This is a genomic window from Stenotrophomonas sp. STEN056, from assembly GCF_056759635.1.
Window position 1 is genome coordinate 1 of record NZ_JBRRDL010000038.1, and the last position, 12,905, is coordinate 12,905.

General features: G+C 65.3%; 13 protein-coding genes and 1 pseudogene. 7 read left to right on the forward strand and 7 right to left on the reverse strand.

The window, feature by feature from the left end; translation table 11 throughout:
- Window positions 1–107: 107 nt before the first annotated feature.
- The 3 genes and pseudogenes from ACVOLO_RS15750 to tsaD form a co-directional block, all read right to left on the reverse strand.
- Window positions 108–1,361, reverse strand: coding sequence for a mechanosensitive ion channel family protein (locus ACVOLO_RS15750; protein WP_481571265.1), 1,254 nt, complete (start codon window positions 1,359–1,361; stop codon window positions 108–110).
- 91 nt (window positions 1,362–1,452) lie between these two features.
- Entirely contained in the window at window positions 1,453–1,812 is a 360-nt protein-coding gene (folB, locus tag ACVOLO_RS15755; RefSeq protein ID WP_481571293.1) for a dihydroneopterin aldolase, read from the reverse strand.
- A 153-nt stretch (window positions 1,813–1,965) separates the two neighbouring features.
- A pseudogene (gene tsaD / locus ACVOLO_RS15760) lies at window positions 1,966–3,026 on the reverse strand (tRNA (adenosine(37)-N6)-threonylcarbamoyltransferase complex transferase subunit TsaD); the annotation flags it as partial.
- Between the two features lie 123 nt (window positions 3,027–3,149).
- Here tsaD and rpsU point away from each other — a divergent pair.
- From rpsU to ACVOLO_RS15790, 6 genes are all read left to right on the forward strand, one after another.
- Window positions 3,150–3,365 (forward strand): 30S ribosomal protein S21, encoded by a 216-nt coding sequence (gene rpsU, locus ACVOLO_RS15765; protein WP_002808376.1) that lies wholly within the window; start codon window positions 3,150–3,152, stop codon window positions 3,363–3,365.
- A gap of 144 nt (window positions 3,366–3,509) precedes the next feature.
- A complete protein-coding gene (locus ACVOLO_RS15770; RefSeq protein WP_481571266.1) occupies window positions 3,510–3,956 on the forward strand; it encodes a GatB/YqeY domain-containing protein in 447 nt (148 codons plus the stop codon).
- Window positions 3,957–4,254: 298 nt separating this feature from the next.
- Window positions 4,255–5,151: a YihY/virulence factor BrkB family protein gene (locus tag ACVOLO_RS15775; RefSeq protein WP_481571267.1), complete on the forward strand. Its 897-nt coding sequence runs from the start codon at window positions 4,255–4,257 to the stop codon at window positions 5,149–5,151.
- A 259-nt stretch (window positions 5,152–5,410) separates the two neighbouring features.
- On the forward strand, window positions 5,411–7,144 hold the full coding sequence (dnaG, locus tag ACVOLO_RS15780; protein ID WP_481571268.1) for a DNA primase: 1,734 nt from the start codon (window positions 5,411–5,413) through the stop codon (window positions 7,142–7,144).
- A 23-nt stretch (window positions 7,145–7,167) separates the two neighbouring features.
- Window positions 7,168–7,659, forward strand: a complete 492-nt coding sequence (locus tag ACVOLO_RS15785) for a protein tyrosine phosphatase family protein (RefSeq protein WP_481571269.1) — start codon at window positions 7,168–7,170, stop codon at window positions 7,657–7,659.
- Between the two features lie 34 nt (window positions 7,660–7,693).
- Complete coding sequence (locus ACVOLO_RS15790) at window positions 7,694–8,668, forward strand: bile acid:sodium symporter family protein (protein ID WP_481571270.1); 975 nt, start codon at window positions 7,694–7,696, stop codon at window positions 8,666–8,668.
- A gap of 201 nt (window positions 8,669–8,869) precedes the next feature.
- Here the strand turns inward: ACVOLO_RS15790 and cyoE are convergent, their stop codons facing one another.
- The 4 genes from cyoE to ACVOLO_RS15810 form a co-directional block, all read right to left on the reverse strand.
- A complete protein-coding gene (cyoE, locus tag ACVOLO_RS15795; RefSeq protein ID WP_481571271.1) occupies window positions 8,870–9,763 on the reverse strand; it encodes a heme o synthase in 894 nt (297 codons plus the stop codon).
- Window positions 9,764–9,767: 4 nt separating this feature from the next.
- Entirely contained in the window at window positions 9,768–10,997 is a 1,230-nt protein-coding gene (locus tag ACVOLO_RS15800; protein ID WP_481571272.1) for a COX15/CtaA family protein, read from the reverse strand.
- 10 nt (window positions 10,998–11,007) lie between these two features.
- The gene (locus tag ACVOLO_RS15805) at window positions 11,008–11,583 is read right to left on the reverse strand and encodes a hypothetical protein (protein ID WP_481571273.1); all 576 of its coding nucleotides are present in this window, start codon (window positions 11,581–11,583) and stop codon (window positions 11,008–11,010) included.
- 259 nt (window positions 11,584–11,842) lie between these two features.
- Window positions 11,843–12,568, reverse strand: coding sequence for an SURF1 family protein (locus ACVOLO_RS15810; RefSeq protein ID WP_481571274.1), 726 nt, complete (start codon window positions 12,566–12,568; stop codon window positions 11,843–11,845).
- 57 nt (window positions 12,569–12,625) lie between these two features.
- Here ACVOLO_RS15810 and ACVOLO_RS15815 point away from each other — a divergent pair, with 57 nt between their 5' ends.
- Window positions 12,626–12,844 (forward strand): twin transmembrane helix small protein, encoded by a 219-nt coding sequence (locus tag ACVOLO_RS15815; RefSeq protein ID WP_312916472.1) that lies wholly within the window; start codon window positions 12,626–12,628, stop codon window positions 12,842–12,844.
- Window positions 12,845–12,905 lie beyond the last annotated feature (61 nt).

A 12,905-nucleotide genomic window follows, 5' to 3' on the forward strand; every position in this document is an offset into this window, starting at 1 on the left:
GCTCGGCACTACGCCCCCTCCCTTTGGCAAAGCCAAGGGGAGGGCTGGGGAGGGGTCTGCCTTTCGCTTGGAAAGCCCCTGCCGAGCATGGCTCGGCACTACAGATGTCAGGCGCGCAGCTCGCGGGCGCGCATCAGCATGGCGTCGCTGGATTCCTGGAACACGTTCAGGCCGAACTCCGGCAGGATCGCCAGCAGGTGGTCGAACACGTCGGACTGGGTGGCTTCGTACTTCGCCCATGCCGTGGATGCGGTGAAGCAATAGATCTCCAGCGGCAGGCCCTGCGGCGTGGGTGCCATCTGCCGCACCAGCAGGGTCATGTCCTGGTGAATGCCCGGGTGGCTGCGCAGGTAGCGCTCCACATACGCACGGAACGTGCCCAGGTTGGTCAGGCGGCGCGCGTTGACCTCTTCCGGGTGCTGCTGGGCCACGCTGGCGTTCCACTGCTGCAGTTCCTGCTGCTTGCCGGCCAGGTAGTCATCGAGCAGGCCGAACTGGCTCAGCCGTTGCAGCCCGTCGCCATCCACGAAGCGCACGCTGTGCTGGTCCAGGTAGAGCGAGCGCTTGATCCGCCGCCCACCCGACTCTTCCATGCCGCGCCAGTTCTTGAACGAATCGGTGACCAGCTTCTTGGTCGGAATGGTGGTGACCGTCTTGTCGAAGTTCTGCACGGTGACGGTATGCAGCGCGATGTCGATCACGTCACCATCGGCGTTCTGGCTGGGCATCTCGATCCAGTCGCCAATGCGTACGCGGCCATCGCCGCTGATCTGCACGCTGGCCACCAGCGACAGGATGGTGTCCTGGAAGATCAGCATGAACACCGCCGTCGCCGCACCCAGGCCGGTGATCAGGTGCAGCGGCTCCACGCCCACCAGCGTAGCCACGATGGACAGGCCGGCCACGACAAACACCACGATCCTGGCAACCTGCAGATACCCCTTGATCGGCTTGTTGCGGGCATCGGCACGGCGTTCGTAGAAATCGTTGAACGCATCCAGCGCGTGCGAAATGGCCAGTGCGATGGTCAGCACGGTCCACGCATGACACAGCGCCTTCAACCCGGTGACCAGCCCCGACGGCAGTTCCGGCACGACACTCACACCGGCGGCAAGCACCACCGACGGCACGATGTTGGCCAGGCGCGCGATCACCCGCAGCGGCTGCCGGGCGTTGTGGCCCGGGCCGGAGAAGCGCTCGATCAGGCCCTTCAGGCCCCGCAGCAGAATGCGTTTGGTGACGAAGTTGGCCAGCCATGCCACCAGCACCAGCGCCACCAGCACCAGCGCCGGGTACGCCATCGGATACGGTGCCAGCGTGTTCTCAAGCTCAGCCAGCCAACGGATTCCCATTACCGCCATCAGTCGTTGTTCCTTCTATGTGGAGAGGCATCTTCCCGCCCCGGCGACGACGGAATTGCCGGCCACACAGGAACAGGACGAGAACCAGAGGTTAACCGGCGTTGCGCGAACGCTCGATGATCACGCCCACCGCACGCGCACCGCGCACCGCGCCGGGCTTGCTCAATTTCAGGCGCAGCCACTGCACGTGGAACTCATCCAGCACGATCTGCGCGCAGCGCTCGGCCAGCGTTTCCACCAGGCCGAAATCCGAGCCACGCACGAATTCCATCAAGCGCTTGCTCACCGCCTTGTAGTTGAGGGTGTCCGCGATGTCGTCACTGGCCGCGGGCCGGCGGTTGTCAAAGCCCATTTCCAGGTCGAACACCAGCGTCTGGCGGATACGCCGTTCCCAGTCGTAGATGCCGATCAGGGCGTCGATTTCGAGCCCTTCGATGAATACTTTGTCCATGGATTTGAAGCCGTGATTGGGGAATCGGGATTGGGGAATAGTTGAAGCGGGGGTCGCAGCAAGCAGACAGTCTGCGGCGCTCCGGGAAGCGTTGGAAACCGCGGGAAACTGGGTAAAGGCGGGAATCGCCAGGTCGCAGCGCAGCCGCTCCCACGATTCCCGGCTCCCTATTCCCCATTCCCGGCTGTCACCACCGGCGGCAGCGAAGCCATATCCCAGCGCGGGGTCACCTTGACCTCGGCGGGGCTGTGTTGGCCTGCCTGCAGCCGCAGGGCGCCGGCAAAGGCGATCATCGCGCCGTTGTCGGTGCACAGCGCCGGCCGCGGGAAGCACACCCGGCCACCACGCCGCTGCGCGGCCTCCTGCAATTTGGCGCGCAGGCGCTTGTTGGCACCGACACCGCCGGCCACCACCAAGACGTCGCAACCGGCTGCATCCAGCGCGCGGCCGCACTTGATGGCCAGCGTATCGACCACGGCATCTTCAAAGCCGCGGGCGATGTCGGCACGGGTCTGCTCGCTCTGGTCGCTGTCGCGCCAGGCCAGCAACACCTGGGTCTTGAGCCCGGAGAAGCTGAAATCCAGGCCCGGGCGGTCGGTCATCGGCCGCGCGAACTTGTAGCGCCCCGGCGTGCCGGCCTCGGCCAGGCGCGCCAGCTGCGGGCCGCCCGGGTACGGCAGGCCCATCATCTTGGCGGTCTTGTCGAAGGCCTCGCCGGCCGCGTCATCCAGCGTTTCGCCCAGCAAGCGGTACTTGCCAATCGCGTCCACCGCGATCAGTTGGGTATGGCCGCCGGACACCAGCAGCGCCACGAAAGGCGGCTCCGGCGGGTCGTCCTCCATCAGCGGCGCCAGCAGATGGCCTTCCATGTGGTGGACAGCGATGGCCGGCACATCCAGGCCCCAGGCCAGCGAACGTGCCACGCCGGCACCCACCAGCAAGGCGCCGACCAGGCCCGGGCCGGCGGTATAAGCCACCCCGTCGATATCGGAGATGGCGATGCCTGCCTCGTCCAGCGTCTGCCGGATCAGCGGCAAGGTCTTGCGGACGTGGTCGCGGCTGGCCAGCTCAGGCACCACGCCGCCGTATTCAGCATGCAGCGCGATCTGGCTGTACACCGCGTGCGCACGCAGTGCCGCCACGCCGGAGAGCGAGGTGTCATAGACCGCAACGCCGGTCTCATCACAGGATGATTCAATGCCAAGGACTTTCATGCGGCCCATTGTGGACCTCTCCAGCCCCCCAGCAAACCCCAGGGGACTTGCACACGATTTCAAAGGGACTATAATGCGCGGCTCGCCGGGCGTGACCCGGTTTCATTGTGTCCCGGAGATTCCATGCCCAGCGTTAAAGTCCGCGAGAACGAGCCCTTCGAGTTTGCTCTCCGCCGCTTCAAGCGCACTTGCGAAAAGGCCGGCGTGCTGGCCGAAACCCGCAAGCGCGAGTTCTACGAAAAGCCGACCCAGGAACGCAAGCGCAAGGCCGCTGCTGCCGTCAAGCGCCAGCTGCGTCGTTCCTCGCGCGACGTCACCAAGCGTCAGCGCCTGTACTGATCGGACGCGACTCCTGAACGGGGGGCTTCGGCCTTCCGTACTTGAGTGAGAGCCGGCACGCGCAAGCGTAGCCGGCTTTTTGCGTTCCTGACTTACCTGAATCCGTCGTTCCAACCGCAATCCGATCCCGAACCGAGGTGATCCATGAGCATGAAGCAACAGCTGACCGATGACATGAAGGCCGCCATGAGGGCCGGCGACAAGCACTCCCTGGGCGTGATCCGCCTGATCAACGCCGCCATCAAGCAGCGTGAAGTGGACGAGCGCATCGAGCTGGGCGACGCCGAGGTGATCGCCGTGCTCGACAAGATGGTCAAGCAGCGCAAGGACTCGGTCACCCAGTACGAAGCCGCCAACCGCGAAGACCTGGCCGTGATCGAGCGCGAGGAAATCGTGGTGATCGAGCGCTACCTGCCGGCCAAGATGGGCGAGGCTGAAATCCAGGCCGCCATCAGCGCCGCCATCGCCGAAACCGGCGCGGCCAGCGCTGCGGACATGGGCAAGCTGATGGGCGTGCTCAAGCCCAAGCTGGCCGGCCAGGCCGACATGGGCCTGGTGTCCAAGCTGGTCAAGCAGGCCCTGGGCGGCTGATCCAGCCACCATTGCCGCAAGCGACAAGGCCCGCCACCCGCGGGCCTCGTTGTTTCCAACGCCTTCTTCACCGAGCGGCCTCGTCCGCAAAAAGCCGGGGATTTAAGGTCCGTGATGCAGGAGCGGCTTCAGCCGTGAAACCCGCAGGCGGCCAGATTGCCAGCTTCGCGGCTGAAGCCGCTCCTACGATCAGGGGCTGACGGCATGCCTGCTTCTCAAAAAGCAGCCTTCACCCGTACAAAAGCCGCGCTCCACTACAACATCGGCATCCCCCAACTCCAGAGGCGACCCCCTCCGCATGCAAGGCCGTACCTCCATCGATTCCCTGCGCTCGCGCCTGGACAAGCTGCAACAAAGCCTGCCTGCCGCCCTGGTAAAGCGCTTCGTCGAAACCGACGTGATGACCCAGGCCGCATCGCTGGCGTTCTACACCCTGCTGTCGCTGGCGCCGCTGCTGGTTCTGCTGCTGTGGCTGACCGCCTCGCTGTATCCGCCGGCCCAGCAGACCCTTATCGATCAGATCGCCTCATTGGCCGGGCAAAGCGTGGCCGAGGTCGCCCGCACGATCATCGCCAATGCCTCGGCGCAGCCGGATCTGGGCTCGCTGGCGGGGGTGTGGAGCCTGCTGTTGTTGTTCGTCGGTGCCACGGTGGTGTTCGCGCAGTTGCAGGCGGCACTGAACCTGATCTTCCATTCCGACCTGCGCCGCTTCGAGGGCATGTTCGGCTGGCTGAAGAAGCGCGTGTTCTCCGCCGGCGTGGTGCTGGCACTGGGCTTCCTGCTGATCGTGTCGATGGTGGCCACCACCGCGCTGCAGGTGATCTTCGCGCACCTGCCCTCGGTACTGCCTGCCGTGGCGTATGCCTCCACCGTGCTGCTGTATGCACTGGGCTTTGCCTTCCTCTACCACTACCTGCCCGACCGCCCGGTCAGCTGGCGCCAGGCCTTCATCGGCGGCGGAATCACCGCCGTGCTGTTCGTGCTGGGCCGTTATGGCATCGGCCTGTACATCGCCAATGCCGCCCCGGGCAGCGCCTATGGCTCGATGGGTACGCTGGTGATCATGCTAGTGTGGATCTACTACGCCAGCGTGGTGTTCTTCGGCGGCGCGCTGATCACGGCAGTGATTGATGAGCGCGCGCAGGCGCGCAGGAAGCAAGCGCTGCCGCCGGACGAGCCGCGCATCGCAGACTGAGTGCCTTATCCCTCCCCGGCCCTCCCCTTGCCTGCGGCAAAGGGAGGGGGGCACGAAGCAACAGCTCGGCAATTTCGACATCTGCACGATTCGCCCCCGCCCTTTCGCATCGCGAAGGGAAGGGTTGGGGAGGGGTGCCTTGGCCTTTACCCTCCCCGCTGAAGCGAACCTGCGCACGGCCACCACCGGCGCGGGCTAGTACACTTCCCCATCACCTTCCTGTTGTGCCCCGCCTCGCGGCGGCGCTTTCCATTGCCGCATGGCCCGACTCCCCGACGCGTTCATCGACGACCTGCTGGCCCGCACCGACATTGTCGAGGTGGTGGGCACGCGCGTGCCGCTCAAGCGCCAGGGCAAGGAATACTCCGCGCGCTGTCCGTTCCATGACGAGCGCTCGGCATCGTTTACTGTCTCACCGACCAAGCAGTTCTATCACTGCTTCGGCTGTGGCGCGCATGGCACCGCGATCAGTTTCCTGATGAATTACGACCGCCTCGAATTCCTCGATGCGGTGGATGAACTGGCCAAGCGCGCGGGCATGGAAATCCCGCGCGAAACCAACAGCCGTACGCCGCAACAGCAGGACGACAGCCGTGACCAGTACTCGGCGCTGGACGCGGCCAGCCGTTTCTTCCAGAAGCAGTTGGAAGGCAACGACAAGGCCCGCGCCTACCTGGACAGCCGCGGCGTGGATGCCGACACCCGCGCCCGCTTCGCTATCGGCTACGCGCCCGACGGCTACAGCGCGCTGAAGGATGCACTGGGCAAGGACGAGCGGCGCATGAAGCTGCTCGACCGGGTTGGCCTGTTTTCCAAGAACGACCGCGGCCACGTCTACGACAAGTTCCGCGACCGGGTGATGTTCCCGATCTTCGACCGCCGTGGCCGCGTCATCGCCTTCGGCGGCCGGGTCATGGAAAAGGACGACGGCCCCAAGTACCTCAACTCGCCGGAAACTGCACTGTTCCACAAGGGCCGCGAGTTGTACGGCCTGTGGCAGGTGCGCCAGGCCAACCAGAAAATCGAGCGCCTGATCGTGGTGGAGGGCTACATGGACGTGGTCAGCCTGTTCCAGTTTGGCGTCACCCAGGCGGTGGCGACACTGGGCACGGCAACCACGCCGGACCACGCCGAGCTGCTGTTCCGCAACGCGCCGGATGTGTACTTCTGCTTCGACGGTGATGCCGCCGGCCGCCGCGCCGGCTGGCGTGCGCTGGAATCGGTACTGCCGCGCATGAAGGACGGGCGCCAGGCGTTCTTCCTGTTCCTGCCCGACGGCGAGGACCCGGACACCATCGTGCGCAAGGAAGGTGCCGACGCATTCGATGCGCGCCTGAAACAAGGCACGCCACTGTCGCAGTTCTTCTTCGACGAGCTCACCCGCGAGATCAACCTCGGCACGCTGGACGGCAAGGCGCGCCTGGCCGAGCGTGCCAAACCAATGCTGGCGCAGATTCCCGACGGCGCCTTCGGCGACCTGATGAAGCAGGAGCTGGGCCGCCTGACCGGCATTGGCGAGCGCGCCACTGCCCCAGTGGCAACCATGCGTGCGCCGCAGCGTGCCAACGTGGTGCCGGTACAGAAGCGCAGCCTGGTGCGCGCGGCCATCGCCATCCTGCTGCAGCAGCCATCACTGGCGATGAACCTGGAAGGCCATCACGCCATCGCCGGCCTGCGCCTGCCCGGCATCGAACTGCTGCTGGAGTTGCTGCAGCTGGTCGAGCAACGCCCGGACATCAGCACCGGCGCGCTGCTGGAGCATTTCAATGAGCGCGAGGAACAGGCCGCGCTGCACAAGCTCGCCGCACAGGAACTGCCCGGCGACGAAGCGATGTGGGCGCAGGAACTGCAGGACGCCATCAATCAGCTGGAAAAGCAGTTGCTGCAACAACGCCTGGACGAGCTGCAGGCCAAACAGCGCCAGCAGGGCCTGGACGACACCGACAAATACGAACTGCGCGAGCTGCTCAAGGCCCGTGCAGGCATGCGCTGACCGCCCCGCCAAGAGAGAGCACCATGACCGCCTGCCGTTCCTTGCTGTTGCTTCTTCTGCTCGTATCCACCAGCGCGTTTGCGGGCGAGGCGACGCTGCGCGAGCCACGCCCCGGGCTGATCACCGCCGGCCAACCCAGCGCACAGCAATTGCGCGATGCCGCCGCATCCGGCGTCACCACCGTCATCGACCTGCGCCGGCCCGATGAAGACCGCGGCTTTGACGAGGCCGCCCTGGCCGAACAACTTGGCCTGCGCTACGTGCGCCTGCCCATTGCCGGCGCCAGCGACATCACCGACGACAACGCACGCGCCCTGCAACGCCTGCTCAAGCAGGACGAGGGCAAGACCCTGCTGCATTGCGCTTCGGGCAACCGTGCCGGGGCGCTGTTGTCATTGATCAACGCACGCATTGAAGGCGCGCCCGTGGATGCCGCCCTGCAGCTGGGCCGCGACGCCGGCATGACTTCACTGGAACCGGCCGCACGCGCGGCCTTGGAAACGACCAAGCCCTGACCCCCATCACCTGCACCCGAGGAGACATTTGCCGATGATCCGCTGGTGGTCGCGACTGCGACCGGACAACTTCACCCTGGCACTGCTCGGCACCATCGTGCTGGCCACGCTGCTGCCGATGACCGGCGCCGCTGCACGCGGCTTCGACCACTTCACCGACTTCGCCATCGCCGCGCTGTTCTTCCTGCACGGGGCACGGCTTCCGCGCGAATCGATCATTGCCGGCATGCTGCATTGGCGCCTGCATATCGTGATCCTGGTCTGTACGTTCGTGTTGTTCCCGCTGCTGGGGCTGGCGTTCAAGCCGTTGTCCGGCACCTTGCTGACACCTGAGCTGTACATCGGTGTGCTGTTCCTGTGCGCACTGCCTTCCACGGTGCAGTCCTCCATCGCCTTCACCTCAATGGCCGGCGGCAACATACCGGCGGCGGTCTGCGCCGCTTCGCTGTCGAGCATCCTTGGTGTGTTTCTGACGCCGCTGCTGATGACGATGCTGGCCGGCGCGCAAGGCGGCATGGCCAACCCGCTACACGCCGTGGGCGCGATCATGCTGCAGTTGCTGGTGCCGTTTGTCGCAGGCCACCTGCTGCGCCCATGGATTGCCCGCTGGGTCGAGAAACGGCGCGCGTTGCTGCGCTATACCGACCAGGGCACGGTGCTGCTGGTGGTCTACGCCGCGTTCGGCGAATCCGTGAACGAAGGGCTGTGGAGCAAGACCCCACTCAGCTCGCTGATCACCGCAGCGGTGGTGGCCGTGGTGCTGCTGGCCATCGCCATGCCCGGCATCACCTGGCTGGCACGGCGCCTGGGGTTCAGCCGCTACGACGAAATCCCCACCGTGTTCTGCGGCTCCAAGAAAAGTCTGGCCACCGGCGTGCCGATCGCCAAGGTGTTGTTCGCTGGCGGCAGCCTCGGCGCCATCGTGTTGCCGATCATGATCTACCACCAGATCCAGCTGATCGTCTGCTCGGTGGTGGCACAGCGCTACGCCAGAAACCCAAAACCGTAGGAGCGGCCTCGGCCGCGAAACCAAAGGGCTCTCCCAGAGCGAGTGGATTCCGCAATCCAGCGGTCAACAACAACGGCTTCGCGGCCAAGGCCGCTCCTACAGCCGACGTGCAGCACATGGCCCCACAACCGCAAACGGCAGAAGCACTCGCGTGCTTCTGCCGTTTGTAGTTACTGCTCTCCGCGCCTGCGGGCCCTGCCATTACAGCCAGGGCATCAACCAATGGTCGACCAGCAGGAAGGCAAACAGTGCCATCAGGTAGACGATGGAGTAGCCGAACATCTTCATGTTGAACATTTCATCCGGCGGATTCTGCATCTTCCATGCGTACCAGAGGAAGACGATGTTCAGCACGGTGGCGCCGCCCAGGTAGAACATGCCGCTCATGCCGATGAGCACCGGCAGCAAGGTCACCACCGCCAGCACCACCGAGTACGCCAGGATCTGCTTGCGCGTGTGCGGCACGCCGTGGGTCACCGGCAGCATCGGCACGTCGGCCTTGGCGTAGTCGGCGCGGCGGAAGATCGCCAGCGCCCAGAAGTGCGGCGGCGTCCAGATGAAGATGATCAACACCAGCAGCGAGGCATAAGCCCAGTCGGAGCTGCCCTGCATGCCGGTGATCGCCGCCCAGCCCAGCAGCGGCGGCGTGGCACCGGCCAAGCCGCCGATGACGATGTTCTGCGAGGTCGCACGCTTCAGGTACACGGTGTAGATCACCGCATAACCAATCAGCGAGGCAAACGTAAGCACCGCGGTGATCACGTTCACCCACAGCACCAGGATGGTCATCGACAGTGCGGTCAGTGCGCCGGCAAACACCAGCACCTGCCGCGGCGACACCTTGCCCACCACCAGCGGCCGCCACGAGGTGCGCGCCATCTGCGCGTCGATGCGCGCATCCAGCAGCTGGTTGATTGCCGCCGCGGCCGAGGCCGACAGCCAGATGCCAAGAAAGCCCAGCACACCCGATACCACCTGCGTGGTGGTGGGCACCCCTGGAATGGCCAGGCACATGCCCACCAGCGCGGTGAACACAATCAGGGCCACCACCTTGGGCTTGGTCAGGTCCCAGTAATCACGCCACGTCGTCTTCATGCCATCACTCCGGGGCGCGCATGCGCGCCAGCAACGTGACCAGCACAAACAACAGGGCCACCGCACCGCCACTGTGCAACACGGCCACCAGCAACGGCAGTGCCAGCTTGACGTTCAACACGCCCAGCGTGACCTGCAGCAGCACCAGCATGCCCAGCGTGGTTGCCCATGCGCGCATGCCCGGCAGGCGGAACATGCGCACCGACAGCACCAGCAGATACAGCGCCACCACGATGGCCATCATCCGGTGCGCCATCTGGATGGCGATACGCGACGCCCCGTCCAGCACGCCGCCTTCGTAGTCCACGCCGATGCCGCGCCACAGGGTGAAGCCTTCCACATAGTTCTGCTGCGGCCACCACTGGCTCACGCAGCGCGGGAAGTTGTCCAGCGATGCACTGCCGCCGCCGCAGGCCAGCGCCGCGTAGTTGGCACTGACCCAGCCGCCCAGGGCGATCTGCAGCACCACCAGCGCCACGCCCACCCGCAGCCACCAGCGCAGGCGCGGTGCCTCGGCCAAGGTGATCGGCAGGTGCGTGGCCTTCCACGCCATCCACACCAGCAGGCCAAACATCAGCATGCCGCCCAGCAGATGCCCCATGACCACGATGGGCTTGAGCAGCAAGGTCACCGTCCACAGGCCCAGCAGCGCCTGGAAGATCACCACCACCAAGGTCAGCGTCGCCACCCGCGCCAGGTCCACGTTGGACCAGCGCAATGCCGCCAGCAGCAACACGAACACGCCACCGAGGGCGACCACACCCGACGCGCCATACCAGTACATCGCCTGCACCGGCAGGCGCTCCAGCGCACCAACGCCAAGCACGTCATGGGCGACGTGGCTGCCCATCATGTACAGCGGTATCGCCAGCGCCACCAACACCGAGGCGGTGACGATCTGCGAGATGCCACGCTTGCGGCGGCGCGCGGCCAGCAGCGCCAGGGTCAGTACTTCCACGCCCAGCAGGCCGGCCAGGAAGCGGTGCACCTGCTCGCGCCAGGCCTTGTGGCTTTCCAGTGGGCGGATCTCGCTGGCCACGTGCTGCGCGGCCTCCATCTGCGTCTGCGGCCAAGTAACACGGCCGTAGCAGGTGGGCCAATCCGGGCAACTCAGGCCGGCATCGGACAGGCGCACGAACGAGCCGAACATGATCGTGCTGGCCGTCATGATCAGTGCGAACCACGCCAGGCGGTGGAAATTGCGGTACAGCGCCGGACGCGCGGTGGCATTCATCGAACGGGACTCACTTCAATTTCAACAGCCTGGAGAGGTCGGCCCGCAACCCGCCCGGTTCAAAACCCGGCGCATAGCGCAACACCACAAAGCCATTGGGATCAATCACATACACCGGGGTTCCAGCCGGGTCATCAACCCCCGGCAATTTTTCCCGGAACGCGGGCTGGGCTTGCAGCACCTTCAGTGCCGGCATCGCCGCCACCTGTGCAGGGGGCACACCCAGCCACAATATCTCGACATTATCGGCGTTATGCCCGAACAGCTGCCACACCTTGTCCAACTGCTGCGACAAAGTGACGCAGGCAGGGGCGCAATCGGCCGGCGGCGCCAGCACGATGCGCCAGATCCGCGCTTCCGGATTCCAGGGGTATGGCTGGCCATCGGCCAACTGCAGGCGCTCCCCGCGCAGATCAATGGCCGGTTCGTACAGCTGCCCATGATTGCGGTTGATCTGCGGCGTCCAACCGGAGAACCGCAGGATGCCGGCCAACGCCATCGAGCCGAAGAACATGGCGAAGATCAGCAGCAGTACCCGGCGGCCGCGGTTGCGGGTGGCGAGCTGGTCGGGGGTGAGTGCGTTCATGGGTTTTGGCCGGGATTGGTTGGAGATTCGAGATTCGAGATTCGGGATTCGCAAAAGCGGAGGCGGAGGCAACGGCAGAGGCAACGGCAGAGGCATGAAGCACCCCTCCCCGGCCCTCCCCTTCACCTTCGGTGAAAGGGAGGGAGAAAAGCCGCGGTGGCAGCAATCCCGGCGAGCATTGCAGAACCCGCCCCCTCCCTTGCGCGCAGCGCAGGGGAGGGCTCGGGAGGGGTGCTGTTGCGCTTCGCTATACCCATCATCACAACCGCCCTCCCCGCTTGCGTCGCCGCCACTGCAACACGCCGGCAATCACCAACACCGCCAGCGCCATGCCGAACCACTGCACCGCATAACCAAGATGCCTTGAGGGCGGCAAGGTATTGGGCAGCAGATCCAGATCACGGGTGTATCCCAGCGGCAAGGCAGGGTCCAGGCGCAGCACATGCGGCGCCAACGCGGACGACGCCAAGCCAAGCTCATGGGCGATAGCCGGCAACTCCAAACGTGTGGCCAGCCAGGTCTGCGCCTGCGGTGCGGCACTCAGCGGTGGCCCCAGTGCCAGCCCCGACGACGGCGCTGGCGCCCACAGCCCTTCCAGAGCTTGCCAGCCTTGTTGCTGCGCCACCTTCGGCAATTGCCGGTCGGCCGGCAGCGGCAACCAGCCCATATCCACCAACACGGCCATGCCGCTCTGCGCACGCGCGGCCTGGTACACCTTCACCCCGGCGCGGCCTTCGCGCAGTTGGTTGTCCAGCAGAACCACGCCGGGTACGAACTGCAATCGGTCACGCAGCCAATGCAGCGCCAGCGGCGCCTTCAATGCCTCATCCAGCGTCACCGCCGTGCCGTGGCTGGGCGGCAGCTGCGCGAGCAGGGTTTCCTTCTGATGCATGCGCTGCAGCTGCCAGATGCCGAACCCGCAGAACACGGCCGCCACCAGCACGGCAAGCGGCCAACCGAGGATTGCCGTGTGCTGTCGCGTCATGACAACCTGCCCCGGAGCAGGTGATATAGCCCTGCCCATCCACCGACCGAGCCACGTATGAATGATTCGTTGAAGACCCTGCTGGTAATCGCGTTTCTGATCGTCATCGTCTGGAATCTGGGAGCGGGCCTCTATTACCTGATGATCGATCGCGGCCAGACCAAGCGCACGGTCAACGCACTGACGCGGCGTATCGCGCTGTCAGTGGTGCTGATCCTGCTCGTCGCACTGGGCATCTATACGGGCTGGATCAAGCCACACGGGGTTGGGGGCTGAGAGCCGGGAATAGGGAACCGGGAATGGTGAATGGTGAAAGCACCAGCAAATCCCGTGCTTC